The sequence below is a fragment of the Streptomyces sp. ME02-8801-2C genome, from assembly GCF_033793965.1.
Taxonomy (GTDB): Bacteria; Actinomycetota; Actinomycetes; order Streptomycetales; family Streptomycetaceae; genus Streptomyces.
Genome location: NZ_JARAXP010000017.1, coordinates 64284 through 89264, shown reverse-complemented (window position 1 = coordinate 89264; position 24981 = coordinate 64284). Strand labels below are relative to the sequence as shown.

At 70.1% G+C, this 24981-nt stretch carries 22 protein-coding genes and 1 pseudogene; 20 read left to right on the top strand and 3 right to left on the bottom strand.

The window, feature by feature from the left end; translation table 11 throughout:
- Window positions 1–60: 60 nt before the first annotated feature.
- From PV396_RS37215 to PV396_RS37135, 17 genes are all read left to right on the top strand, one after another.
- Window positions 61–960 carry an alpha/beta hydrolase gene (locus tag PV396_RS37215; RefSeq protein ID WP_319212379.1) on the top strand — a complete coding sequence of 300 codons (900 nt, stop codon included), beginning with the start codon at window positions 61–63 and terminating at the stop codon, window positions 958–960.
- Window positions 957–1739, top strand: coding sequence for a class I SAM-dependent methyltransferase (locus tag PV396_RS37210; RefSeq protein ID WP_319212377.1), 783 nt, complete (start codon window positions 957–959; stop codon window positions 1737–1739). The genes PV396_RS37215 and PV396_RS37210 overlap by 4 nt, the downstream gene beginning before the upstream one ends.
- A gap of 52 nt (window positions 1740–1791) precedes the next feature.
- Window positions 1792–2715 carry a 16S rRNA (adenine(1518)-N(6)/adenine(1519)-N(6))-dimethyltransferase RsmA gene (gene rsmA / locus PV396_RS37205; protein WP_319212375.1) on the top strand — a complete coding sequence of 308 codons (924 nt, stop codon included), beginning with the start codon at window positions 1792–1794 and terminating at the stop codon, window positions 2713–2715.
- Window positions 2712–3605, top strand: a complete 894-nt coding sequence (locus PV396_RS37200) for a 4-(cytidine 5'-diphospho)-2-C-methyl-D-erythritol kinase (protein ID WP_319212373.1) — start codon at window positions 2712–2714, stop codon at window positions 3603–3605. Before rsmA ends, PV396_RS37200 begins: the two co-directional genes overlap by 4 nt.
- A gap of 226 nt (window positions 3606–3831) precedes the next feature.
- Complete coding sequence (locus tag PV396_RS37195; protein ID WP_319212371.1) at window positions 3832–5007, top strand: peptidoglycan recognition family protein; 1176 nt, start codon at window positions 3832–3834, stop codon at window positions 5005–5007.
- Between the two features lie 247 nt (window positions 5008–5254).
- Window positions 5255–6034 carry an MHYT domain-containing protein gene (locus PV396_RS37190; protein ID WP_319212369.1) on the top strand — a complete coding sequence of 260 codons (780 nt, stop codon included), beginning with the start codon at window positions 5255–5257 and terminating at the stop codon, window positions 6032–6034.
- A 166-nt stretch (window positions 6035–6200) separates the two neighbouring features.
- Window positions 6201–8186, top strand: coding sequence for a nitrate- and nitrite sensing domain-containing protein (locus tag PV396_RS37185; protein ID WP_319212368.1), 1986 nt, complete (start codon window positions 6201–6203; stop codon window positions 8184–8186).
- Window positions 8187–8269: 83 nt separating this feature from the next.
- The gene (locus tag PV396_RS37180) at window positions 8270–8746 is read left to right on the top strand and encodes a hypothetical protein (RefSeq protein WP_319212366.1); all 477 of its coding nucleotides are present in this window, start codon (window positions 8270–8272) and stop codon (window positions 8744–8746) included.
- Between the two features lie 157 nt (window positions 8747–8903).
- The gene (locus tag PV396_RS37175; protein WP_319212364.1) at window positions 8904–10715 is read left to right on the top strand and encodes an ABC-F family ATP-binding cassette domain-containing protein; all 1812 of its coding nucleotides are present in this window, start codon (window positions 8904–8906) and stop codon (window positions 10713–10715) included.
- Between the two features lie 333 nt (window positions 10716–11048).
- Entirely contained in the window at window positions 11049–13229 is a 2181-nt protein-coding gene (locus PV396_RS37170; protein ID WP_416071546.1) for a PQQ-binding-like beta-propeller repeat protein, read from the top strand.
- Between the two features lie 69 nt (window positions 13230–13298).
- Window positions 13299–14933, top strand: a complete 1635-nt coding sequence (locus PV396_RS37165) for a PQQ-binding-like beta-propeller repeat protein (RefSeq protein WP_319212362.1) — start codon at window positions 13299–13301, stop codon at window positions 14931–14933.
- A gap of 233 nt (window positions 14934–15166) precedes the next feature.
- On the top strand, window positions 15167–15868 hold the full coding sequence (locus PV396_RS37160) for a response regulator transcription factor (protein ID WP_319212359.1): 702 nt from the start codon (window positions 15167–15169) through the stop codon (window positions 15866–15868).
- A gap of 184 nt (window positions 15869–16052) precedes the next feature.
- Window positions 16053–17111, top strand: a complete 1059-nt coding sequence (gene galT / locus PV396_RS37155; protein ID WP_319212357.1) for a galactose-1-phosphate uridylyltransferase — start codon at window positions 16053–16055, stop codon at window positions 17109–17111.
- A complete protein-coding gene (galE, locus tag PV396_RS37150) occupies window positions 17111–18076 on the top strand; it encodes a UDP-glucose 4-epimerase GalE (RefSeq protein ID WP_319212355.1) in 966 nt (321 codons plus the stop codon). Before galT ends, galE begins: the two co-directional genes overlap by 1 nt.
- A gap of 44 nt (window positions 18077–18120) precedes the next feature.
- Entirely contained in the window at window positions 18121–19293 is a 1173-nt protein-coding gene (galK, locus tag PV396_RS37145) for a galactokinase (RefSeq protein ID WP_319212353.1), read from the top strand.
- Between the two features lie 116 nt (window positions 19294–19409).
- Complete coding sequence (locus PV396_RS37140; protein WP_319212351.1) at window positions 19410–19715, top strand: hypothetical protein; 306 nt, start codon at window positions 19410–19412, stop codon at window positions 19713–19715.
- A 156-nt stretch (window positions 19716–19871) separates the two neighbouring features.
- A complete protein-coding gene (locus PV396_RS37135) occupies window positions 19872–21008 on the top strand; it encodes a Fic family protein (protein ID WP_319212349.1) in 1137 nt (378 codons plus the stop codon).
- 35 nt (window positions 21009–21043) lie between these two features.
- Here PV396_RS37135 and PV396_RS37130 read toward each other — a convergent pair whose 3' ends face one another.
- A complete protein-coding gene (locus tag PV396_RS37130) occupies window positions 21044–21409 on the bottom strand; it encodes a YybH family protein (protein ID WP_319212347.1) in 366 nt (121 codons plus the stop codon).
- A 110-nt stretch (window positions 21410–21519) separates the two neighbouring features.
- On the opposite strand from PV396_RS37130, the gene PV396_RS37125 reads away from it, so the two are divergent.
- Both PV396_RS37125 and PV396_RS37120 read left to right on the top strand, forming a co-directional pair.
- On the top strand, window positions 21520–22440 hold the full coding sequence (locus PV396_RS37125; RefSeq protein WP_319212346.1) for a LysR family transcriptional regulator: 921 nt from the start codon (window positions 21520–21522) through the stop codon (window positions 22438–22440).
- Between the two features lie 54 nt (window positions 22441–22494).
- Window positions 22495–22882: pseudogene (locus tag PV396_RS37120) on the top strand (hypothetical protein).
- A 19-nt stretch (window positions 22883–22901) separates the two neighbouring features.
- Here the strand turns inward: PV396_RS37120 and PV396_RS37115 are convergent.
- Window positions 22902–23366: a GNAT family N-acetyltransferase gene (locus tag PV396_RS37115; protein ID WP_319212453.1), complete on the bottom strand. Its 465-nt coding sequence runs from the start codon at window positions 23364–23366 to the stop codon at window positions 22902–22904.
- A gap of 295 nt (window positions 23367–23661) precedes the next feature.
- Between PV396_RS37115 and PV396_RS37110 the strand changes: the two genes are divergently transcribed.
- Window positions 23662–24435 carry a response regulator transcription factor gene (locus PV396_RS37110; RefSeq protein ID WP_319212344.1) on the top strand — a complete coding sequence of 258 codons (774 nt, stop codon included), beginning with the start codon at window positions 23662–23664 and terminating at the stop codon, window positions 24433–24435.
- Window positions 24436–24459: 24 nt separating this feature from the next.
- Here PV396_RS37110 and PV396_RS37105 read toward each other — a convergent pair whose 3' ends face one another.
- On the bottom strand, window positions 24460–24957 hold the full coding sequence (locus PV396_RS37105; RefSeq protein ID WP_319212342.1) for a MarR family winged helix-turn-helix transcriptional regulator: 498 nt from the start codon (window positions 24955–24957) through the stop codon (window positions 24460–24462).
- Between the last annotated feature and the right edge of the window lie 24 nt (window positions 24958–24981).

The window sequence follows — 24981 nt, the reverse complement described above, 5'->3', positions numbered from 1 at the left end:
ATTGACTTGATCGGAAACTATCGCTTTTTGCGATGGCCGGCCGCATCTAGCGTGGTGTTCATGACCGATCACCTTTCGCACGGCGAGAAGCTCATCCACATCGCGGCCGAGACGGAGAAGGGCGGTGTCGAGCTCTGCGTCGAGACCTTCGGAGACCCCGCCGACCCGGCGATCCTCCTCATCGACGGCGCCTCCGCCTCCATGCTCTGGTGGGAAGCCGAGCTGTGCGAGCAGATCGCGCGCGGGGGCCGGTTCGTGATCCGCTACGACAACCGGGACACCGGCAGATCCACCAGCTACCCGCCGGGACAGCCCGGCTACACCTACACCGACCTGGCCGCTGACGCGCTCGGCATCCTGGACGCCCTGCACGTCGAGCGCGCGCACGTCGTCTGCCGGTCCATGGCCGGCGGACTCGGCCTCATCCTCGGCGTGGACCACCCCGACCGGGTGGAGTCACTGACGTTCGTCTCCACCTCCACCGGCGAGGACGGCCTGCCGCCCTCGTCCGACGAACTCGCCGCCGGTATCCCCGCCGAGCCGGACCCCGCCGACTCCGACGCGGTGGTGGACTACGTCGTCGCGTCGGCGAAGGCATGCTCGGGCGGCTCGCCCTACTTCGACGAGACCGCCACCCGCACGCTGGTCGAGCGGGACGTGGCCCGTACGCGCGACTACGCGGCCACCCTCGTCAACCACTATGCGATCTCCTTCGACGGATCGTCCCGCGACTTCGCTTCCCTCAAGGCCCCGACCCTGGTCATGCACGGCGACCACGACCCCGTCCTCCCGCTCCCGCACGGACACGCGCTGCGTAACGCGATTCCCGGTGCGAAGCTGCTCATCCTGGAAGGCGCCGGACACGACCTGCCGAAACCCCTGTGGGACGTGTTCGCCACGGCTCTGCTCCAGCACACCGGTGACGGAGACGGAGACGCCGACCTCGAAGGGACCCGATGACGGTGACGTCCAACCTGTTCGACTACGACGCCGAACTGCGCCTGCACAACAACCACTTCCGAGCCGCCGCCCGCGTCCGCCCCCGCGACCGTGTGCTCGACATCGGCTGCGGCACGGGCCAGACCACGCGCGAGGCAGCCCGCGCCGCCGACACCGGAAGCGCGCTGGGCGTCGACCTCTCCGCGTCCATGCTCGAACGGGCCCGCCGGCTCAGCGACGACCAGGGGCTGACCAACGTCACCTTCCAGCAGGCGGACGCCCAGACCCACGACTTTCCGCCCGCGCACTTCGACCTCTGCATCAGCAGGTTCGGGACGATGTTCTTCACCGACCCGGTCGAAGCGTTCACCAACATCGGGCGTGCTCTGCGCCCCGCCGCGCGCCTGGTGCTGCTCGTCTGGCAGGAGCGCGAGCGCAACGAATGGGCCACCGCGATCCGCCGGACCCTCACCACCGCCCCGGCAGCCGCGTCCGACGGCCCGGATCCGTTCTCGCTCGGCGACCCGACCGTCACGGAAGGCACCCTCACGGCGGCAGGCTTCACGGACGTCACCTTCACCGACGTACACGAACCCGTCCACTACGGCCCGGACAGCGACACCGCCTTCGACGCCGTACTCCGCCTGTGGGAGGTCAGGGACCTCCTCGCCGCCCTCGACCCCACGGCCGCAGAGGAAGCCCGGGCGCGCCTACGCGCCACCCTCGACGCCCACACCACCGCCACCGGCGTGCACCTCGACTCACGCGCGTGGATCGTCACGGCTCGCCGCCGCCACTGACCGGGAGCGGACAGTTGCCATCCACGCCCCCCACCCCCCGTACCCTTGACCCGTGAGTACCAGCCCCGCCCCCGACGCCGTCCCCGACGCCTCCTCCGACGCCCTGTTCGGTGCCGCCGACATCCGTGAGCTGGCCGGCGCCCTCGGTGTCAGGCCCACCAAGCAGCGCGGGCAGAACTTCGTCATCGACGCGAACACCGTCCGCCGTATCGTCCGTACCGCCGGTGTGCGGCCCGATGACGTGGTCGTCGAGGTCGGGCCGGGGCTCGGTTCGCTCACGCTCGCGCTGCTCGAGGCCGCCGAGCGGGTGGTGGCCGTCGAGATCGACGACGTCCTCGCGGGCGCGCTGCCCGCCACCGTCGCCGCCCGGATGCCCCACCGCGCCGACCGGTTCTCGCTGGTGCACTCCGACGCCATGCGCGTCACCGAACTGCCGGGCCCCCCGCCCACCGCGCTGGTTGCGAACCTGCCGTACAACGTCGCCGTGCCCGTGCTGCTGCACATGCTGGAGACGTTCCCGAGCATCGAGCGGACCCTCGTCATGGTGCAGGCGGAGGTCGCCGACCGGCTCGCCGCGCCGCCCGGGTCGAAGGTGTACGGCGTTCCTTCGGTGAAGGCGAACTGGTACGCCGAGGTCAAGCGGGCCGGTTCCATCGGCCGAAACGTCTTCTGGCCCGCGCCCAACGTCGACAGCGGGCTCGTCTCGCTCGTCCGGCGTGCCGAGCCGCTGAAGACGACCGCCGAGCGCAGCGAGGTCTTCGCGGTCGTGGACGCCGCCTTCGCCCAGCGGCGCAAGACGCTGCGTGCCGCGCTCGCCGGGTGGGCCGGGTCGGCCGCCGCCGCCGAGACCGCCCTCGTCGCCGCCGGTGTCTCCCCGCAGGCGCGCGGCGAGTCGTTGAGCGTCGAGGAGTTCGTCCGCATCGCGGAGAACAAAGCCGAAGAAAAGAACGACCACGAGGAGTCCGGGCAGCAGTGAGCGTCACCGTTCGGGTTCCCGCCAAGGTCAACGTCCAGCTCGCGGTGGGTGCCGCGCGTCCCGACGGCTTCCACGACCTCGCCAACGTCTTCCTCGCCGTCGGCCTGTTCGACGACATCACGGTGACTCCGGCCGACGAGCTCCGGATCACCTGTGAGGGGCCGGACGCCGCCCAAGTACCCCTGGACGGTACGAATCTCGCCGCCCGCGCCGCCGTCGCGCTCGCCGAGCGGTACGGACGTACGCCCGCCGTGCACATCCACATCGCCAAGGACATCCCGGTCGCGGGTGGGATGGCGGGCGGCAGTGCGGACGGTGCCGGGGCGCTCGTGGCCTGCGACGCGTTGTGGGGGACCGGCGCCTCGCGGGTCGAACTGCTCGACATCTGCGCCGAGTTGGGCAGCGATGTGCCCTTCAGCCTGGTGGGCGGGGCCGCGCTCGGGATGGGGCGCGGGGAGAAGCTGACGGTCCTGGAGACCGGCGGCACCTTCCACTGGGTGTTCGCGGTGGCGGAGCGCGGTCTGTCGACGCCGGCCGTGTTCCGGGAGTTCGACCGGCTGGTCGCTGACAGTGAGGTTCCGGTGCCCGTCGCCTCTTCCCGTCTCCTCGACGCGCTCGCCGAGGGCGACCCCGACGCGCTGGCGGCCACCGTCTCCAACGACCTTCAGCCCGCCGCCCTTTCGCTCTTCCCGGCCCTCGCCGACACCCTCGCCGCAGGTCGCGCGGCAGGCGCGCTCACCGCTCTGGTCTCGGGTTCCGGTCCGACGACGGCGTTCCTCGCCCGGGACGCGGGCGGCGCCCGGCAGGTCGCGGAGGCGCTGTCGGCGTCCGGCACCTGTCGTGCCGTACGGGTGGCAGCGGGGCCGGTACCGGGTGCCCGCGTGCTGTGACACCGCGCACACAGGGTTACCACCGGGTTGACCCAATTGTCTGACCCGCACAGGGAATTCACCGTTCCTTGGCATGGAGCGGTGCGGACGGACGGGCGTGACGCGTAGGGTCTTTTCAACTTCAAGCACTCGCCGTCGCGGAGCTCCGTACGAGTTGGATGAGCGCGCACGGCGTGGGATCCCCCTTGAGTTGCCAACTCCCCCAGCAAGTTTGGAAGGCATCTCCGTGTCCGTACCTCCCCCCACCCATCGCCGGAAAGTCCCCCTCACCCGGCGCGGCATGATCGGCGCCGCGGGTGCCGTCGCCGTCGGCGGCGCGCTGACCCCGGTGGTCTTCGCGGCCACCAACGGTGAGGATTCCTCGTCCGGTTCGACCGACGGTTCGGCCTCCGGTACGGCGGACAGCGCGTCCGGCACTTCCGGTGCCGCCGGCACCGAGCCGCAGAAGTTCCCGGCCACCCGTACCGAGGCCGCCACCGGCACCGCCGAGGCCAACACGGCCTTCGCGATCTCGTACGTCGGTGTGCGCTGGACCGGTACGGCCGACGGTGCCGGGATCAAGTTCGCGGACGGTGCCTCCGCGCCCGGCAAGTGGCAGGAGTTCAGCGGGGGTTGCGCGACCGTCGAGGGCGGCGGCACGAAGCTGGTGGCGGCGGGGGACGCCACCGCGTACGAGCTGAAGCTGCCGGACGGCGTGAGCGTGAGCGCGGCACGGTCGCTGGCGATCGACACGACCGGCGGAGCCGGCAAGACCTTCCGGGTGCCGACCGAGCCGACCCGGGTGCGCGGCGTGCAGTACCTGTCGCGGCCGGCGTGGGGCGCCGACGAGTCGAAGCGGTACAAGGACGGGAAGGTCAACTCGCCCGAGGTGTACTACCCGTTCCAGACGGTCACCGTCCACCACACGGACACCCCGAACGCCGATCCCGACCCGGCGTCGACCGTGCGCGGCATCTACGAGTACCACGCGATCACCCTCGACTGGGGCGACATCGGCTACCACTTCCTCATCGACGAGGCGGGTGCCGTGTACGAGGGCCGCTACTCCGGCGACGACCCGATCCCGGCCTTCGACAAGGACGGCAAGCTCGTCACCGCCTTCCACACCGGTGGCTTCAACTCCGGCAACCTCGGCATCGCCCTCATCGGCACGCTGGTCGACCAGCCGCCGACGGACGCGGCCAAGGCGTCCTTGATCCGCCTGATCAAGGTGATCGCCCGCTACAAGGGCCTGGACCCGCAGGCCAAGCTGACCTATGTGAATCCGGTCAACGGGGTCACGAAGGACGTCAACGCGATCAGCGGCCACCGCGACTGGCTGGCCACCGACTGCCCCGGCCAGACCATGTACGACCTGCTGGGCGAGGTTCGCACGGCTGTCGCCGCCGGCAAGTCCGCCTGATCCAGGGAACAAAAGCAGGAAGGGTGTCGAGGGGTCGGCGGGAGTCGGCCCCTCCTTGATGAGATGCGCAAACACGCTGGTCAACTGTTAGCAGCCGCACGGTAGTTGAGGGCAGCCAGTCGCCCCCTTGGTCCCTTTTCGGAAGTGCCCAGGGGAGTTGATCAGCCATTCGCCGGTCTCCTGCTATCGGCGTTACTTCCCGAGAAGCGGCAGCCTGCCCGCGTCTCGGGCGAGAGGAACTCCCCCCATGGGCCACATGGACCACTTCAGCGCCGGATGGGTCACCCCCGTCCTCTCCTACGCGATGGCCTGTCTGGGCTCCGCACTCGGACTGCGCTGCACCGTACGGGCGTTGGAATCGGACGGCGCCTCCAAGCGGAACTGGCTGACGCTGGCCTCGGTCGCCATCGGGTCCGGCATCTGGACCATGCACTTCGTCGCGATGATGGGCTTCAGCGTGACAGGCACCCCCATCCGCTACGACGTCCCGCTGACCGTCCTCAGCCTCCTCACCGCGATCGCCGTCGTCGCCGCCGGTGTCTTCACCGCCGGGTACGGCCGCTCCCGCGTCAGGTCGGTCGTCCTCGGCGGCCTCGGCACCGGCCTCGGCGTCGCCGCCATGCACTACGCCGGTATGTACGCGCTCAACCTGCACGGCGACATCTCCTACGACCCGCTGCTCGTCATCGCCTCCGTCGCGATCGCCGTCGTCGCCGCGACCGCCGCGCTCACGCTCACGCTGATCGTGCGGGGGCCCGTGCTGGCGACGATCGCCGCGCTGGTCATGGGGCTCGCGGTGAGCAGCATGCACTACACGGCGATGTTCGCGGTCGAGGTCACGCTCGCGCCCAGCAGTGCGGAGTTGGCGGGGGCCACGGCCACCGAGTTCCTGTTCCCGTTGGCCGTGCTGCTCGGGTCGTTCCTGTTCCTTGCCTCGGCGTATGTCGCGTTGTCGCCCACGGGGAAGCGGGCGGAGGCGGCGGTCGCGGCGGAGTTGCTCCGCGAGGTCGAGCTGTCCACGGCCTGAGTTTTTCTCGCCCCGCCGCCCCTACCCGTCCCATCCTCTCCCTGGGGGCTGTGCCCCCAGACCCCCCCTTCGCGCTGGACGCGCTCGTCCTCAATCTCCCCCCAGAGGGGGGACCCCCAGACGGGCTGGAGATGCGCCGCGGGGTTTACAGGCAACGAGGTTCCCCATGCGTATGGTTCACGCCGCCCGGCGACTGCGGCCCCGATCCGTCCGGGCGAAGATCGTCGCCCTGCTGATGCTGCCCGTCGTCTCGCTCATGGCTCTGTGGAGCTTCGCCGCGGTCACCACCGCGTCCACCATCGGTGACGCCGAACGAGCCAAGGAGGTCAACTCCGAACTCCTCGCCCCGGTCGCCGACTTCGTCGCCGCGATACAGGCCGAGCGGACCGCCGCCGCAGCCGGCGACGCGGAGATCCTGACGCGTGCCCAGGCGGCCACCGACAACTCCGCCGAGGCCCTGCTCGACGGCGTCAACGCCACCAGTTCCGACGCCGCACTCCTCAACTCCGCCCTCCCCGACCGCCTCGACAAACTCACCGCCGACACGCACGGCCTGAACGCGCTGCGCAGGACAAAAAGCGCGACACAGACCACGTACACGGCCTACACCGGCATCATCGAGGACGCCTTCGCCGTCACCGGCGCGCTCACCGGGGAGAACAGCACCACCACCGCCTCCGAAGCCCGCGTCGTCCTCGAACTCTCCCGCGCCCGCGAGGCTTTGGCCCAGGAGCAGGCGCTCCTCGCTGCGGGCGGCGCCGCCGGGAAACTCACCGCCGAGCAGTACGCGCTCTTCGTCGGCGCGGTCACCGTCCAGCGGGGACTGCTGAAGCCCGCGGTCGCCGATCTGCGGCCCGAGCACCAGAAGGCGTACAACACCCTTCTGGAGAGCGACAGTTACAGTCGGCTCGCCGGGATCGAGAACCGCGTACTCAGTGCCGGGCCCGGTCGATCGGCCGTCGCCGACGGCCTGTTGAAGGGCTGGGACGGCTCCGCGAACGCCGTACTGACCTCCCTCGCCAAGGCCGAGACCGAGGCCGGTACGGCAGCCGCCGCCAAGGCGAACCCGTTCGGCTGGGACACCCTCGGCGCCTCCGGGATCGCCGTGGTCCTGGGCCTGGTCGGCGTGCTGCTGTCCCTGCTCGTCTCCGTCTCCGTCGGGCGCGGCCTCATCGTCGAGCTGCTCGACCTGCGCAACTCCGCCCTCGAAGTCGCCGGCCGCCGGCTCCCGCAGGCCATGCGGCGACTGCACGCCGGACACGGCGTCGACATCGACGCCGAAGCCCCGATGCGCCGCCTCGCCGGAGACGAACTCGCCCAGGTCGGCACCGCGTTGACCGCCGTACAGCGGGCGGCGCTCAAGGCTGCCTCCGAACGCGCCGAACTCCTCAGCGGCATCTCAGGCGTGTACGTCAGCCTCGCCCGCCGCAGCCAGGTGCTGCTGCACCGCCAGCTCGACATCCTCGACCACCTCGAGCAGCGCCCCCGCGACCCCGCCGAACTGCACGAGCTGTACCGCGTCGACTACCTCGCCACCCGCATGCGCCGCCACTCCGAGAGCCTTCTCATCCTGTCCGGCATCGCGCCCGGCCGCGGCTGGCGGGAGCCGATTCCGCTGGGGGACACCCTGCGCGCGGCGGTGGCCGAGATCGAGGACGCGAACCGCGTCCAGATCTGGGCGGCCCCGCGCGTGTCCCTGCACGGCGGCTCGGTGGCCGACGTCATCCATCTCCTCGCCGAACTCGTCGAGAACGCGGCCTCGTTCTCCCCGCCCAGCACCAAGGTGCAGCTCCGCGCGGCCCGTATGCGCGACGGTGTCGTCATCGAGGTCGAGGACGGCGGCTTCGGCATGAACGAGGACGCGCTGGCCGACGCCAACCGCAAACTCCGCTCGGAGAAGGTCGACCTCCTCGACGCGAAACAGATCGGCCTGTTCGTGGTGAACCGCCTCGCGGACCGCCAGGGCCTACGCGTAGAACTCCGCAACTCCCCGACCGGCGGCGTGACCGCGGCCGTACTCATCCCGGAGAACCTGCTGCGCGACGACATGCCGGTGCACGACGACGAGTACGGGCACGAGCTGCCGACACCGGTGCCCGCCCCTTCCCCCGCTCCCGGCCCCGCGGTGATTCCGCGGCAGCGGGGCGAGTAGCCCCCGAGCCCCCGCCGGCAACCACCCCCTCGCGCCCAACAGGTACCGTCCCCCTGGATTCCCCATCGGCCAGGAGGAGACTCGTGTTCCACAGCCTGACCCGGATACCCGCCCTCCTCTTGGGCGTACTGCTCATCGGAAGCCTTGCCGCCTGTGACGTGGGTGGGCTGCACTCGGCCGAGCAGGCCGGGCCCTTCCCGCACGAGTCTCCGTCGGACGCCGCCGATGTCAGCCTCGAACAGGCACTGTCCGATCACCAGGTCCGCCTTCCGGAAGAGGCGCGGGACATCACCTACGGAGCCCTCAAGGCACTGGACGGTTATCCGTTCAGTGTCGAGTTCTCGATCGCGTGCGACCGCGTGCCCGCGTTCACCAGCGACAACAAGCTCGTCCCGGCCGGAAAGAAGACCCCCGACGAGGTACTGACCGAGGCGATGGACGCGGGGTTCGCTCCGGACGGCAGCCCGGCCTACGTACGGGCGAAGGGAACGAAGCTGCCCAAGGTCGCCGGAGCCGTCTTCGAGCGCTCGGGGACCTGCACGGTGTTCCTCGGCTCCTGAGCCCGTCGCCACCCCGTATCCCGCACCCCGTACCCCGTACCCCGTCGCTGACAGTGGCCGCACCGCGCTGCTTCGTGACCCCGGTGAATCCGCCCGCCGACCTCACCCACCCGGCCCACTACCCTGGAAGGTCGATCCACCCCAACTCAGGAGCGAAATGGCCGTCAACCTCGTCAATGTCGAGAACGTCAGCAAGGTGTACGGGACCCGTGCCCTGCTCGACGGGATCTCGCTCGGGGTGTCCGAGGGGGACCGGATCGGTGTCGTGGGGCGCAACGGCGACGGCAAGACCACCCTCATCCGGATGCTCGCCAAGCTGGAGGAGGCCGACACCGGGCGCGTCACCCACTCCGGCGGCCTGCGGCTGGGGGTACTCACCCAGCACGACTCCCTCGACCCCGCCGCCACCGTCCGCCACGAGGTCATCCGGGACATGGCGGACCACGAGTGGGCCGGAAACGCCAAGATCAGGGACGTACTGACCGGGTTGTTCGGCGGGCTCGACCTCCCCGGGTTCCCGCAGGGGCTCGACACCGTCATCGGGCCGCTCTCCGGCGGTGAGCGGCGCCGCATCGCGCTCGCCAAGCTGCTCATCGACGAGCCCGACCTGATCGTTCTCGACGAGCCCACCAACCACCTCGACGTCGAGGGCATCTCCTGGCTCGCCCGGCATCTGCGCGAGCGCCGCTCCGCGCTCGTCTGCGTCACCCACGACCGCTGGTTCCTCGACCAGGTCTGCACGCGCATGTGGGACGTGCAGAAGGGCGCCGTGTACGAGTACGAGGGCGGCTACACCGACTACGTCTTCGCCCGTGCCGAGCGCGAGCGCATCGCCGCCACCGAGGAGGTCAAGCGGCAGAACCTCGTCCGCAAGGAGCTGGCCTGGCTGCGCCGCGGGGCCCCCGCCCGTACGTCGAAGCCGCGCTTCCGCGTCGAGGCCGCCAACGAGCTGATCGCCGACGTACCGCCGCCCCGGGACAGCAGCGAGCTGATGCGGTTCGCGTCCTCGCGGCTCGGCAAGACCGTGTTCGACCTCGAGGACGTGACCGTCCAGGCCGGTCCCAAGGTGCTCCTCAAGCACCTCACCTGGCAGCTCGGCCCCGGTGACCGCATCGGCCTCGTCGGGGTGAACGGCGCCGGCAAGACCTCCCTCCTGCGTGCCATGGCCGAGGCATCCCGCAGCGACGGCGAGACACAGCCCGCCGCCGGGAAGGTCGTCGTCGGCAAGACCGTCAAGCTGGCCTACCTCTCCCAGGAGGTCGGCGAGCTCAACCCGAACCTGCGGGTCCTGGAGGCCGTACAGCAGGTCCGGGACCGCGTCGACCTCGGCAAGGGGCGCGAGCTGACCGCCGGACAGCTGTGCGAGACGTTCGGGTTCGGCAAGGAGAAGCAGTGGACCCCGGTCGGGGACCTGAGCGGTGGTGAGCGGCGGCGGCTGCAGATCCTGCGCCTCCTGATGGACGAGCCCAACGTCCTCTTCCTCGACGAGCCCACCAACGACCTCGACATCGAGACCCTCACCCAGCTCGAGGACCTCCTCGACGGCTGGCCCGGCTCCATGGTCGTCATCTCCCACGACCGCTTCTTCATCGAGCGGACCACCGACCGCGTCTTCGCCCTCCTCGGTGACGCCACCCTCCGTATGCTGCCGCGCGGCATCGACGAGTACCTGGAGCGGCGGCAGAGGATGGAAGAGGCCGCCGCTGCCGCGATCCAGGCCGCCGCCCCCGCCGCCAGGCCCGTCGCCGAGAAGAGCGCCGCCGACGTCCGGGCCGCGAAGAAGGAACTCCAGAAGATCGAGCGGCAGTTGGACAAGATCTCCGAGCGGGAGAGCAAGCTGCACACCCAGATCGCCGACAACGCGACCGACTTCGAGAAGGTCGCCAAACTCGACGCCGAACTTCGCGAACTCTCCGGCGAACGCGACGACTTGGAACTGCGGTGGCTGGAACTCGCGGACGAGTCGTAGTCGGGGAACAGATGGCACAGAGGCGCACAGCGGCGCGCAGAGGCCGACTCACGCGAAGCGTGAAGCTCACAGACGTGGCGTGAAGGGCACGTGAACGCGCATAACAGTGGCATCACGGGCCGGTTCGCCCTTGGGAACAGAGGCGGGCGGGGGCGGATACGGTCCGGTGCGGGAGGGCCACGGAGTGGTAGAAAGAGCGCTCTGAGAACTCCCTGAGCACGTATACGTATCCGAGTGCGGTTCCCGCGCGGCTCCATTGCCTGTCCGCGCCCCTCCGCGCCTTCCGCGTTCCTCAGGGCGTGGCTAAAAATCAGCTGAAGGGGGAGCGCGCTGATGACCCAGCCGCCCAGCCAACCGCCCGTGGGACCTCCCTACGGGCCGCCCCAGGGTGGCTTCGGCCCGCCGCCGGAGGTACCGCCGCAGCCGCCTGAGGCACCCCAGGCCCCCCAGGCTTCTCCGGCCCCCCAGGGCGGGCCGGGCGTGCCGCCGGCCACTCCGCAGCAGGCGATGCCGTACGGGACCCCACCGCCCCCGCAGGGCCGGCCACCCCTGCCCCCGGCCCCGCCCACGCCTGAGCCCGGCTACGCCTACCCGCAGCAGCCCGCCCCCGCCCCCTACGCCCCGCCGTCACCCTCCGGCCCGTACGACGCCCAGTCCGGCCCGTACGGGACTCAACCCGGCCCGCACGACGCGCAGTCCGGTCCGCACGGCACCCCGTCCGGCCCGTACGGGACTCAACCCGGCCCGCACGACGCCCAGTCCGGTCCGCACGGCACCCCGTCCGGCCCGTACGGGACTCAACCCGGCCCGCACGACGCCCAGTCCGTCTCCTATGGGACTCAACCCGGCCCTTACGGGACGCAGCCCGGCCCGTATGGCGCCCAACCGGCCCCCTACGGCACGCCGCCGGCCCCCTACGCCGCCGCCCAACCCGCCCCCCACGGCACCCAGTCCGACCCCTACGGGTACGGCGCCGCCCCCGGATACGGCTACCCCGGCCAGCAGTCCCCTCAGTTCCCCGGCGCCCCCGTACCCCCGCCGCAGCTGCCACCCGGCGGCGGTTCCCGCAACGGCAGCCCCTTCAAGCGGCGGCCCGCGCTGATGCTGGGGGCTGCGGTCGCCGCGCTGCTCGTTGTCGGGGGCACGGTGTTCGCCGTGACGAGCGGCGACGGTGACGACAAGAAGCCCGCCGTGGCCGACCCCGAGCTGCCCGTGCCCGCCTCCGGGCCCATCAACCCCGGTGACGACAGCGGCGGGGACGGCGGCGGCGGCGATGTGGCCGGCGCCGACCCCGACAACCTCAACGCGGGCCGCCAGGCCGGTGAGTCGAAGGTGCTCTGGTCCAAGGACGCGCCGGACGCGCCCGCCTCCGGTGCCGACGCCAACGGCATGTGGATCACCGACAAGGTGGCCGTGAAGGTGGCGTACAAGCAGGTGTTCGCGTTCCGCGTCGGGAACGGGAACACGGCCTGGGGACCGATCACTTTCCCGCAGAAGATCTGCGCCGTCACACCGCAGAAGTCGGCCGACGACAAGATCGTGGTCGCCTATATGAGCGGCGCCGGCTCGCGCGCCAAGTGCAACAAGCTCCAGCTGCTCGCCCTGAACACGGGTGCGAAGGGCTGGAGCGGTGAGGTCGCCGACGGCGCCCTGTTCGACAGCGCGCTCAGCGTCGAACTGACCCTCACGGGGAAGACCCTGATGGTCGGGCGCTCACAGTCCGGCACCGCGTACGACCTGGACACCGGCGCCAAACTGTTCGACAAGGTGAAGTACGGAGCCGCCTGCTTCCCGGCCGCCTTCGCGGGCGGCGCGAAGCTGATCGTCGTGTCGTCCTGCGGGGCGTCCACCTCCACCGAGCACGACGAGGTGCAGGAACTGGACCCGCGCACCGGTGCGGCCAGATGGACCCGGCCGATCCCGAAGGGGTGGCGGGTCGGGCGGACGTACTCCGTCGATCCTGTCGTCCTCTACCTCACCGACGAGGACAAGAAGTCGTGGAACATCTCCACGCTCAAGGCCGACGGCAGCTTCCGTTCCGAGGTCTCCGTCAACGAGTCCTTCGCACCCGTGTGCGGCTGGGCGCTTCTCGAACGCGACCTCCAGGGCTGCCAGGGCGTCGCCGCCGACGCCGACACCCTCTATCTGCCGACCGAGGCGAAGACCGGCGCCAACGAGATCGTCGCGATCAACCTCGCCACCGGCAAGGAGAAGTGGCGCGTCAAGTCACCGGCCGCGGAGACCATGCTGCCGCTGAAGACCGAGGGCGGCGCGCTCATCGCGTACGTCGAGCCGTCGTACGACGCCGGCGGCCAGGTCGTGTCGATCCCCGTCACCGGCAACAGCCACACCCCGACGACACTCCTGAAGAACCCGACGGCAGCCGCCGACGTCGAGAACGGCTTCTACTCCAAGGCGTACGACTGGGCCGACGGCCGCTTCTACCTCTCCACCACCCGGCTGAGCGGCAGGGACGAGCTGAAGGAGAAGCTGATGCTCGCCTACGGCAAGTAGGAAACCCCGCCGCCCCCTCCGCTCCCGCCGCTCCCCTCTCTTCTCCCCGTTTCCCGAGGTACGCACGTCATGACCCAGCCGCCGCCCCCGCCCAACCAGCCCCCGCCGCCCCCCGGCTACGGCTACCCCCAGCAGCCGAACCCGTACGCCCAGCAGCCCCAACCGCCGTACGGCTACAGCTACCCGCAGCAGCCACAGCCCGTCTATCCACCTCAACCGCAACCTCCGGCTCCTCGGAGGAAGTCGAACGCCCAGGCCGTCATCATCGTCTCGGCCCTCGCGGCGATCGCGCTGATCATCGGCGGCGGTGTCTGGTACTCCTCCTCCAAGGACGGCCGGGCGGACGACAAGGCCGGCGACAAGAACAACACCGCCGGTGCCACGGCGGGAACCGGCGGCGGCGAGGGCGGCGAGGGTGCCGGAGGTGACAAGGGTGCCGGCAAGGCGCCCGCGAACACCGCCTCCAAGGTCCTCTTCCAGGTCCCCGAGCCCGCCGTCGGCGCCGACGAGAACAGCGCCACCGTCGTCGGCTCCTGGCTCACCGACACGGTCTACGCCAAGAGCGGCCGGGCCGAGATCGTCGGCTACGACCCCGTGAAGGGGACCAAGCTCTGGACGGTCCCGCTGCCCGGCCCGGTCTGCGAGGCCAGCCGTCACACCACCGCCGGCCACCAGACGGCGATCGTGTACGAGCCCGCCATGCCGACCAAGGACAAGCCTTCGCACGGCTGCAGCCAGGTCGCGGCGATCGACCTCGACGAGGGCAGGAAACTGTGGACGCGGACGGTCAAGTCCGGCGACCAGGTGATCAACCTCGACAACGTGACGATCAGCGCGAACACGGTCGCCGTCGGCAGCACCAGCGGCGGCGCCGCCTTCGACATCACCGGCAAGTCCCTGTGGGCCCCGAAGCCCGGCGACTCCTGCTACGACGCGGGCTACGGCGGCGGCGAGAAACTGGTCGCGGTGCGCAAGTGCGGCTCGTACGGAGCCCGGCAGCTGGCCATCCAGACCATCGACCCCGTCTCCGGCAAGGTGCTCTCCGAGTACGCGATGGCCAAGGGCATCGAGGACGCCAGCATCGTGTCGACGAACCCGCTGGTCGTGGCCGCCGACATCAACCGCTCCGCCGGCGACGGCAGCGGCATCTCCGACTTCTTCTCCATCGACAACAAGAGCGGACGGCTGCGTACGAAGATCTCGGCGCCCGGCGACAGGTACGCCGCCGAGTGCGAGGGTGTCTCGCGGATCGAGTACTGCACCAAGCTGGCCGTCGGCAACGACAAGCTGTATCTCCCGACCGAGAACCACGACGGCACCGGCGAGTACAGCAAGACCAACGAGATCGTCGCCTTCGACCTCGCCACCGGCAAGCTGGACGGTCAGCGGGCCGACGCCGGCGACGGCTGGACCATTTCCCCGCTCACCATGGCCGACGGCAACGTGATCGCGTACAAGCGCCCGCCCTACGACAAGGGCGGCGAGGTCGTCAGCATCGACAGCGGCTCCTTCGCGCAGACGACGCTGATGCGGAACCCGGCGACCAAGGCGGTGCGCGAGGTCGAGTTCAGCATGCAGCCCGAGTTCGCCGAGATCATCTACGCCGACGGCCGCCTCTACATGTCGCAGGTGTATGCCCGGAAGCCCTCCAGCACAGGGGGGCCCAGGTACCTGGCGATCGCGTACGGCACCAGCTCGAACTGAGCCCGCTCGCCTCCCAGTTCAGGGGCGGGGCACGGCACGTACTACTCATCACCCTCGAATGCGAGGAATTTCGGCGATCCGGGGCACTTCTCACCAGTAGGGGAAGCGCAACGTCGAACAAGCGTGTAGCTTCCGGGGGCATAGAAAGCGGGGGGAGCCGGGGGGCTCCCTTCCGTGTGGACCAATGGGCATCCAGAAGGGGACAACCATTGGGGGGACTGGGGGGTGGCTCGATGGGTGTGCGGTTGATGGTGGTCGACGACCACCGACTCCTCGCCGAGGCTCTTGCCTCGGCGCTGAAGCTGCGCGGGCACCGGGTGCTCGCCGCGGCGGCGCCCGCCGCGGGCGCGGCGGAACTGGTGATCACCCGCGCGCCGGAGGTGTGCCTGCTGGGCACGGCGACACCGGCCGAGCCGGGCATGTTCGACCCGGTGGTGCGGATCAAGCGCGAGCGTCCACAGGTGGCGGTCCTGGTGCTGGGCCCGGTGCCCAGCCCGCGCGGCATCGCCGCCGCCTTCGCCGCGGGGGCTTCCGGGTACGTGCGTCACGACGAGCGGATAGAGGGCGTCGAGCGCGCCATCATGAAGGCCAGGGCGGGCGAGGCGGCGGTCGCTCCGCAACTGCTCCAGGGCGCGTTCAGCGAACTGCTCAACCCCGCCGCCCAGCCCGACGACGAGGGCCAGCGTCTCCTCCAGATGCTCACGCCCAGGGAGGTCGAGGTCCTGGTCCGGGTCGCCGAGGGCGAGGACACCCGGCTGATCGCGGCCGGCATGGGGATCGCCCCGAGTACGGCTCGTACGCATGTCCAGCGGGTGCTGATGAAGCTGGGAGTGGGTTCGAGGCTGGAGGCGGCGGCGCTGGCGGCCCGTACGGGGCTGCTGGATCGGGCGGGCCCCGTGCAGCAGCACTCGCCCCCTGAACCGGGCGCCTTCTGACCGGCGTCACCCTCCAGACCGCGGAGCCGGAGTTCCCGTGAACTCCGGCTCCGCTCATGTGTCACGGACGGCTTGCGCGGACGGCTTTCACGGACGGTATTCCCATACCCATGGTTGTGGATTTATGATTTGATGTGTTCGGTTCTGTTTGAAGCTAGGTATGGGTACGGATGGAGAGTCCGGCGTGAAGAAGACCTCGACGAGGCTCGCCGACGGTCGTGAGCTCATCTACTACGACCTGCGCGACGACACAGTGCGTGACGCGGTGGACCGGCGCCCCCTGGAGCGCACCGTCACCACATCGCAGGTACGCCGGGACCCGCTGCTCGGCGATGACGTGGCGATCGCCTCGCACCGCCAGGGCCGCACCTACCACCCCCCGGCCGACGAGTGCCCGCTCTGCCCGACCCAGGGCGACCGGCTGAGCGAGATCCCGGACTCGTCGTACGACGTGGTCGTCTTCGAGAATCGTTTCCCCTCCCTGGCGGGCGACTCCGGGCGCTGCGAGGTGGTCTGCTTCACCTCCGACCACAACTCGACCTTCGCCGACCTCACCGAGGAGCAGACGCGGCTGGTCCTGGAGGCATGGACCGACCGGACGTCGGAGCTGTCCCACCTCCCCGCCGTCGAGCAGGTGTTCTGCTTCGAGAACCGCGGCGCCGAGATCGGCGTCACCCTCGGCCATCCCCACGGCCAGATCTACGCGTACCCCTTCACCACCCCCCGTACGGCCCTGATGCTCCGCTCGGTGGCCGCGCACAAGGAGGCGACGGGCGGCGAGAACCTCTTCGACGACATCGTCGAGAAGGAACTCGCGGGCGAGCGCCTCGTCCTGGCCACCGACCACTGGGTCGCCTTCGTGCCGTACGCCGCCCACTGGCCCTACGAGGTGCACCTGTACCCGCGCCGCCGCGTCCCGGACCTCCTCGGTCTCGACGAGGACGCCCGCACAGAGTTCCCCAAGGTGTACCTGGAACTCTTGAGGCGCTTCGACCGGATCTTCGGCGAGGGTGAGCCGCCGACGCCGTACATCGCGGCCTGGCACCAGGCACCCTTCGGCACCCTGGACGAGTTCGAGGGCGTCAACCGCGACGACTTCGCGCTGCACCTCGAGCTTTTCACCATTCGACGTACTTCCGGCAAGCTGAAGTTCCTCGCGGGCTCCGAGTCGGGGATGAGCGTGTTCATCAACGACATCGCGCCGGAGTCCGCGGCCCAGCGACTGCGAGAGGTAGCGAGTTGATGAGCGGTAAGTACCTGGTCACCGGCGGTGCGGGCTATGTCGGCGGGGTGGTCGCCCAGCATCTGCTGGAGGCCGGCCACGAGGTCGTCGTCCTCGACAACCTCTCGACGGGCTTCCGGGAGGGCGTCCCGGCAGGTGCCACGTTCGTGGAGGGCGACATCAAGGACGCGGCCAAGTGGCTGGACGCCTCCTTCGATGGCGTGCTCCACTTCGCGGCCTCCTCCCAGGTCGGCGAGTCGGTCGTCAAGCCCGAGAAGTACTGGGACAACAACGTCGGCGGCTCGATGGCCCTGCTCACGGCGATGCGCGAGGCCGGCGTACGCAAGCTGGTCTTCTCCTCGACCGCCGCGACGTACGGCGAGCCGGAGACGACCCCGATCGTCGAGACCGCCCCCACGTCCCCGACGAACCCCTACGGAGCCACCAAGCTGGCCGTAGACCACATGATCACCAGCGAGGCGGCGGCCCACGGCCTGGCCGCGGTGTCGCTGCGCTACTTCAACGTGGCCGGCGCGTACGCCACGCAGGGCGAGCGCCACGACCCCGAGTCCCACCTGATCCCCCTGGTCCTCCAGGTCGCGCAGGGCAAGCGGGACGCGATCTCGGTCTACGGCGAGGACTACCCGACCCCCGACGGCACCTGCGTACGGGACTACATCCACGTCGCGGACCTGGCCGACGCCCATCTGCTGGCCCTCGCGGCGGCGACGGCGGGCGAACACCTCATCTGCAACCTCGGCAACGGCGAGGGCTTCTCCGTCCGCGAGGTCGTCGAGACGGTACGCCGGGTCACCGGCCACCCGATCCCCGAGGTCGTGGCCCCGCGCAGGGGCGGCGACCCGGCGATCCTGGTCGCCTCCGCCGACCGGGCCAAAACCCGCCTCGGCTGGAACCCGACCCGGGCCGACCTGGCGGGAATCGTCGCGGACGCCTGGGAGTTCGCGCAGCGGCACGGCAGCAACTAGCGGTACGCGGTACTGGAACATACGAGAGGTCAGAGGTAGAGGGCATGACGACTGCGGATGTCGCCGAGGTTTTCGAGGAGCTGTACGGATCGGCACCGGAGGGAGTGTGGGCGGCGCCCGGCCGGGTCAACCTGATCGGCGAGCACACCGACTACAACGACGGCTTCGTCATGCCCTTCGCCCTCCCGCACACGGCGCTGGCAGCGGTCTCCCGCCGCACGGACGGCGCCGTACGCCTGCACTCGTCGGACATCGAGGGCGGGGTCATTGAGCTGCGCCTCGACGCCCTGGCCCCCGAGTCGGACAAGAACTGGACGGCGTACCCGGCAGGCGTGATCTGGGCGCTGCTGGACGCGGGTCACGAGTCGGTCTCCGGCGGCGCGGACATCCACCTCACCTCGACGGTACCGACGGGCGCGGGCCTGTCGTCGTCGGCGGCACTGGAGGTGGTGGTCGCCCTGGCCCTGAACGACCTGTACGAACTGGGCCTGCAGGGCTGGCAGTTGGCCCGCCTGTGCCAGCGCGCGGAGAACGTGTACGTGGGCGCCCCGACCGGCATCATGGACCAGACGGCCTCGGCATGCTGCACCGACGGCCACGCCCTCTTCCTCGACACCCGGGACCTCTCCCAGGACCAGATCCCCTTCGACCTGGCGGCCGAGGGCATGCGCCTGCTGGTCGTGGACACCCAGGTCAAGCACTCCCACAGCGAGGGCGAGTACGGCAAGCGCCGCGCGGGCTGCGAGCGGGGCGCGGCCCTGCTCGACGTGACCGCCCTGCGGGACGTGCCGTACGAGGACCTGGACGCGGCCCTGACCCGGCTGGCCGACGCCGGTGCGGACGAAGAGGTGCAGCGCCTGGTCCGCCACGTCGTCACGGAGGACCACCGCGTGGAACGAGTGGTCGCCCTCCTGAAATCAGGCGGCGACACCCGCGCCATCGGCCCGATCCTCACCGAGGGCCACGCCTCCCTCCGCGACGACTTCCAGGTCTCCTGCCCCGAGCTGGACCTGGTTGTCCAGGCTGCGGTCGAGTCCGGCGCCCTGGGCGCCCGCATGACGGGCGGCGGCTTCGGCGGCTCGGCGATCGTCCTGGTCGAGGCGGAAGAAGCGGACCGGATCACAAAGGCGGTGGAGTCGGCGTTCGACTCGGCCGGCTACACGGCTCCCCGAGTGTTCGCGGCGGTGCCTTCGGCGGGGGCTCGGCGGGTTCGGTGACGGTGGGCCGAGGGGCTCGCGCCGAATCCCTGGCCGACTGTTTCCGGCGGATCGCCAGGGAGGCCGGATGGACTGTCGTACGGCTCCCTGGCGAAGCTCTGCGAAGCTGGGAAGCGATGGTCGACGAGTGCGTGGACGGCTACGACATGGACGTTTCGGAGTACCTGAACGACCTGTCCATCCGTGACCTGCTCCAGCGCGTCACAGACGACCCGATAGTGCGGTCGCTCCCCGAGTTCGCATGGTTCACGGCCGAGCTTGCCGGAATCGACGAGCGATTCAGGGCGGTTCTGGCGGACGGTCCAATGGTCCGGCCCGGCGAACATCGGTGGTGGCGTCGGTCCCTCCCGGCCGTAGGGCAGGAAGATTTCGTCAGGGACGCGAAGGAGCGATATCGGGTGGAGCTGAGACTGGTCGGCTGAGTGGCGCTCGGAGTGCTGTTCATCGAATGAACTCCTGTCGTGCCGCAGCCCGCGCGCAGTGTCGGCGCCCGGCCCACCGTCCTTTCGCCAGGCGGCTCGGCGCTTCAGAGGCTCGATGCACTCGACGCAATGATTGCGTCATTGTATCGTCGGGGTGTGCTCTTCCCCACCCCCTCCCTCGACCCCGACGACCACCGCGTGCTCGAAGAGGTCGATCGGATGCGCGACGCTCTGCGGCACCAGGTGCGTGCCTCCCCCACCAAATGGACGGACGGCCTGCGCAAGTTCCTCACCGCGGACGCCGTGGCGGCATCGAACTCCATCGAGGGCTTCAAGGTGTCCACCGTCGACGTCGAAGACCTGATGGAGGGGGAGACCGAGGTCGAGGTGTCCGATGAGGACCGGGACGAGACCCTTGCCTATCAGCGGATGATGACCTACATCCAGACGCTCCACGACGTCGAGGACTTCACCTACGGCAAGGGGTTCCTCAACAGCCTGCACTGGATACTGCAGGGCCACCGCCACAGCGCCCGCCGACCCGCCGGCCAGTGGCGCAAAGGGCCCGTCTATGTCACGGACGCCCGCGATCCCAGCATCGCCGCCTACACCGCACCCGACGCCGCTGCCGTCCCCGCGCTGATGCTGGAACTCGTCGACTGGCTCAACGCCGACGACGACAGCCACCCCCTGGTCCGTGCGGCGATGGCCCACCTGCATCTGGTGTCCATCCATCCGTGGGCGGACGGCAACGGCCGCATGTCGCGCTCGCTGCAAACCCTCATGATCGCCAGGGAAGGTGTCCTGGCCCCCGAGTTCTCCTCCATCGAGAGCTGGCTCGGGCGGCCGGGCAACACCTGGGAGTACTACCGCCGGCTCAACGACACCGGCACCCACTACACACCCCAGCAGGATGTCTCCAGCTGGGTCCGCTTCAATCTCACCGCCTACCACCAGCAGGCCCAGACCGTCTCCGGCCGGTTCATCCGCTCCGGCCGCGTGTGGACAGCCCTCGCCGACTTCGCCGAGGAAACCGGCCTCGACGACCGTACGGTCACCGCCCTCCACGACGTCGCCATGGCCGGACGCGTGCGCCGCTCCCGCTACCAGCACGCCGAAGCCCTGAGCGTCCAACAGGCCCAACGCGACCTCCGCGACCTCACCACCGCCCAGGTCCTGCAACCCGTCGGCCGCACCCGCGCCCGCTACTACGTCGCCGGCCCCCGTTTCCCCGAGCCTGCCGCCGACATCGTCCGCACCCCCATGACCCTCACTCATCCGTACCGCACCTGATCTTCCCCACGGCACCGGAATGACGTGACTGCTCGTCAGCGGCCGGGAGGCACGAACTCCGGCTGGTCCAGCAGTCGCAGCCAGCTTCCGTCCGGCTGACGCCGGACGACCTGTGCCCGGGCGCCGGTGCCGTCCTTCGGTGGGGTCGAGGTGAGGGCGATGTCTCCGCTGACCAGTGTGGGCAGTGGCTGTTCGCGCTCGAAGCGCGGACGGTTGGCCAGCACCTCCTCCCACAGCGCCCGGATCGCCTCCCGGCCCACCGTCCGCTCGCCGGGCGGATAGGCCAGCACCGCGTCCGCTTCGTACAGGGCGGCCACTCCCTCCGCGTCACCGGCGTTGGACCGCTCGACGAACAACCGGGTGATGTCCTCGGGCCGCATGGCCTTCTCGTACTCCGGCATGGTTACCTCCTGGCGTCGTCGGGCTCGGCTTCGGCTTCTTCTCCCCAGCCTGGGTACCTGCCTGCCAGAAGTCCAACAGATGGTTCTTCTGGAAACTAGAATCAACAGTCATGGAATTGAGGCAGCTCGAGTACTTCGTCGCGGTCGCCGAAGAGCTGAACTTCACCAGGGCCGCCGAGCGGGTGCACATCAGCCAGTCCGGCGTCAGTGCCCAGATCCGGCAGCTGGAACGTGAGCTCGGCGCCAAGCTGTTCGACCGTTCGGCACGCACCGCCACCCTCACCGTCGCCGGAAAGGCCATGCTCCAGCACGCCCGCGCCGCGCTCGCCGCAGCCGATGCCGTCGGTCAGGCAGTGGGTGAGGTGACCGACCTGATCCGGGGCCGGCTCACGGTCGGGATGGTCATCGGCTGCGCGATCACACCGCTCTTCGACGCACTCGCCGCGTTCCACCAGGCACACCCCGGTGTCGAACTCTCGCTGCTGGAGGACAACTCCTACCGCCTCGTCGAGGCCGTACGCGCCGGCGCCGTAGACCTCGCCCTCATCGGTACGGCGACCGCCACCCCCGACGGGCTGGACGCCTTGACGATCATCAGCGAGCGGCTGGTTGTGGCCGTTCCCGCCGGGCACCCCCTCGCACGACAGAGGCGAGTCACTCTGCGCGACCTGGCCGCTCACCCCCTCGTGTGCATGCCGCCCGGCACCGGCCTGCGCACGGTGCTCGACCGCGCCTGCGCCGCCCACGGCCTCCAGCCCACGATCTCCCTGCAGGCGAGCTCCGCGGACACTATTGCGTACCTCGCCGCCCGAGGCCTCGGCGTCGCCGTCCTCAGCGAATCGCTCGCCGCGGACAACCGCGACCGCCTCACAGCCCGCACCATCGACGACGTCGAGACACCGGCGCTGCTCGCCCTGATCTGGAAGAACCCACCCGCCCCCGCCCTGCGCGAACTGCTCGCCCACAGCCGACGGGCGTTCACCGAGCGGGACAGACAGGGTGGTTCCTGGTCAAGGTGTCACCCGTTGTGATGACGGCTCCGGATTCCTGTCCTCATATGGGAAAGCAGATCGAGGATCTCGGCCATGAGTGAATCACCGACGTACACCGTGGACGACCTGTTCACGCTGCCAGACCTTGGAACGCGACCGAGCTGATCGACGGCAGCCTGGTCCTCCCGAGGCCACAGACACAGTTCCCCAGTGTCATGACCGACCTGCTGGTCAGCGGCCTGCGACGCACGGTTCCGAAGCATCTCAAGGTCGAACGTCAGATGACCGTTGTCCTGGATCACCACAACGCCCCGCTGTCGAGATGGCCGACCCCAACCAGCACCCGGTCGTCCGTGCCTACGAGATCGACCCCGTGAACAAGACGTACGCCCTCACCGGCATCCACCACGACCACCTCAAGCTCACAGTCCCCAATGACATCGACGTCGACATCAGCTTGCAAGCGCTCGAGGAACTCTGAGGCACACCCACCGTCCCCCTCAAGCCCTTGCGGGCAACCGCTTGGTCAGCGTGTACTCCGTGACCCCCGGCGGATAGTCCGGGATCACGCACACCACCTCGTACCCCTGCTTCCGGTAGAAGTCCGGTGCCTGGAAGTCCCACGTCTCCAGGCGTACGTGGTCGCACGCGCGCTCCTCGTGTGCCACGCGCTCCGCTTCCGCGAGGAGGCGGGTGCCCAGGCCGGAACCCCGGTGGCGGGCGTCCACCCAGAGGTACGTCACATGCAGCCAGGTCGTCCAGGTGTGGCCGACCAGGCCACCGGCCAGGTTTCCGGCCTCGTCCAACGCCCATACGTGGAGCGGGAGTTCCCGCTCGGCAGGGGTGCCGCGCAGGGCGCGCAGGACAGGTGACGCCGCCGTGTTCGCCTCGCGCAACCGCGACCGGAGCAAGGACAGGCATTCCTTGTCGACTTCTGTCGCAATACGAAACATGCGGCACACCATAAACGCGCTGGCCAATCAGTTCTGCGAATTACCTTCCGCTCCTGCCTCCCAGCCGTACCCTGATGAACAGCACCGGTGGGGGCCGGTGCTGATCAGGGGGCGAGACAGCCGGGTACGACGCCCGGAGCGGGGGTAGCAGTCATCGCACGGCGGCGGCCGTGCGGTCGGTGACCGCGGCCCCGTCCCAGGCCGGCAACAGCAGCCGGGGACTGCTCCGGGCGTCGTGTCCGCACGGGCCGTCCCCCCGACGATTGGGTGTCCCCAGCTCTTGAGGAGCTCGGGGAAGGGGGTTTCAGTGGTTCGCATCCGAGTCCTGGTCGTCGATGACCACCGCATCTTCGCCGAGTCTCTCGCCGCCGCACTGGCCGCGGAGCCGGACGTCGACGTCTCCGCCGCCGGCAGCGGTCCCGCCGCGCTGCGCAGTCTGGAGCGCGCGGTGGCCGAGGGCCGCCGGTTCGACGTCCTGCTCGTCGACTCCGACCTGGGCGGCAACGTGCCGGGCGCGCGCCCGGCGGTGCCCGTGCAGGAGGGCAACGAGGAAGGGCTGGTCGACGGGATCTCCCTGGTCGCGGGCGTCCGTACGGGACATCCGCACGTACGGACCGTCGTCCTCGCCGAGAAGGACGACCCCCGCAGGGCCGCGCTCGCCCTGCAGGCGGGTGCCTCCGGGTGGGTCGCCAAGGACTGCTCGCTGTCCCGGCTGCTGACCGTCATCCGGGGTGTGCTGCGCGACGAGACGCATCTGCCGCCCGCCCTGCTCACCGGCGTGCTGCGCGAACTGACCGCCGCCCGCAAGCACCGCACCGAGAGCGAGCGGCTCGTCGAGTCGCTGACGCCCAGGGAACGGGAAGTGCTGCGCTGCATGGTCGCCGGACTGGGCCGCAAAGCCGTCGCCGAACGGCTGTTCCTCTCCCCGCACACCGTGCGCACGCACATGCAGAACGTGCTGGGCAAACTCGGCGTCCACTCCACCCTCGCCGCCGTCGCCCTCGCCCGGCGCGCCGGAGTCGGCCCCGCAGACCTCGGCCATGGCACACGCGTCGCAGTCGAGGAGAGCAGCAGCGCCTGACCGGCGACAAGCCCCCGGGCTCGGTCAGCCGGGGATGTTGTCGAACGGCGCCGTCAACTGGCGCAGCAGCGCGGCCAGCTCGGCCCGCTGCGCGCGTGACAGCTCCGCCAGGATCGCGCGCTCCTGGTCCAGCAGACCTGCGAGCGCCTGATCCGCCCTGTCCTGGCCCTCCGGCGTGAGCCGCACCAGCACCCCTCGCCGGTCGCTGGGGTCGGGAAGACGCTCCACCAGGCCCTTCTTCGTCAGCCGGTCGATACGGTTCGTCATCGTGCCGGAGGTGACCAGGGTCTGGGTGAGGAGCTGTCCGGGGGAGAGCTGATACGGGTTTCCGGCCCGCCGCAGCGCGGTCAGGACGTCGAACTCCCAGGGCTCCAGGGCGTGTTCGGCGAACGCCAGTCTGCGCGCACGGTCCAGATGCCGGGCGAGCCTGCTGACCCGGCTGAGCACTTCGAGCGGTTCCACGTCGAGGTCCGGGCGTTCCCGGCGCCACGCGGAGACCAGCCGATCGACCTCGTCCTCCATGGCGATCAGTGTAGTGGTTGTGTC

Coding starts and splice junctions, on each gene's coding strand:
- PV396_RS37105 (WP_319212342.1), bottom strand. CDS start 24,957: ATGGAGGACGAGGTCGATCGGCTGGTCTCCGCGTGGCGCCGGGAACGC.
- PV396_RS37170 (WP_416071546.1), top strand. CDS start 11,049: ATGACCCAGCCGCCCAGCCAACCGCCCGTGGGACCTCCCTACGGGCCG.
- PV396_RS37140 (WP_319212351.1), top strand. CDS start 19,410: ATGGTCGACGAGTGCGTGGACGGCTACGACATGGACGTTTCGGAGTAC.
- PV396_RS37115 (WP_319212453.1), bottom strand. CDS start 23,366: ATGGTGTGCCGCATGTTTCGTATTGCGACAGAAGTCGACAAGGAATGC.
- PV396_RS37210 (WP_319212377.1), top strand. CDS start 957: ATGACGGTGACGTCCAACCTGTTCGACTACGACGCCGAACTGCGCCTG.
- galE (WP_319212355.1), top strand. CDS start 17,111: ATGAGCGGTAAGTACCTGGTCACCGGCGGTGCGGGCTATGTCGGCGGG.
- PV396_RS37160 (WP_319212359.1), top strand. CDS start 15,167: ATGGGTGTGCGGTTGATGGTGGTCGACGACCACCGACTCCTCGCCGAG.
- PV396_RS37190 (WP_319212369.1), top strand. CDS start 5,255: ATGGGCCACATGGACCACTTCAGCGCCGGATGGGTCACCCCCGTCCTC.
- PV396_RS37175 (WP_319212364.1), top strand. CDS start 8,904: ATGGCCGTCAACCTCGTCAATGTCGAGAACGTCAGCAAGGTGTACGGG.
- PV396_RS37185 (WP_319212368.1), top strand. CDS start 6,201: ATGCGTATGGTTCACGCCGCCCGGCGACTGCGGCCCCGATCCGTCCGG.
- PV396_RS37130 (WP_319212347.1), bottom strand. CDS start 21,409: ATGCCGGAGTACGAGAAGGCCATGCGGCCCGAGGACATCACCCGGTTG.
- PV396_RS37125 (WP_319212346.1), top strand. CDS start 21,520: ATGGAATTGAGGCAGCTCGAGTACTTCGTCGCGGTCGCCGAAGAGCTG.
- PV396_RS37165 (WP_319212362.1), top strand. CDS start 13,299: ATGACCCAGCCGCCGCCCCCGCCCAACCAGCCCCCGCCGCCCCCCGGC.
- PV396_RS37215 (WP_319212379.1), top strand. CDS start 61: ATGACCGATCACCTTTCGCACGGCGAGAAGCTCATCCACATCGCGGCC.
- galK (WP_319212353.1), top strand. CDS start 18,121: ATGACGACTGCGGATGTCGCCGAGGTTTTCGAGGAGCTGTACGGATCG.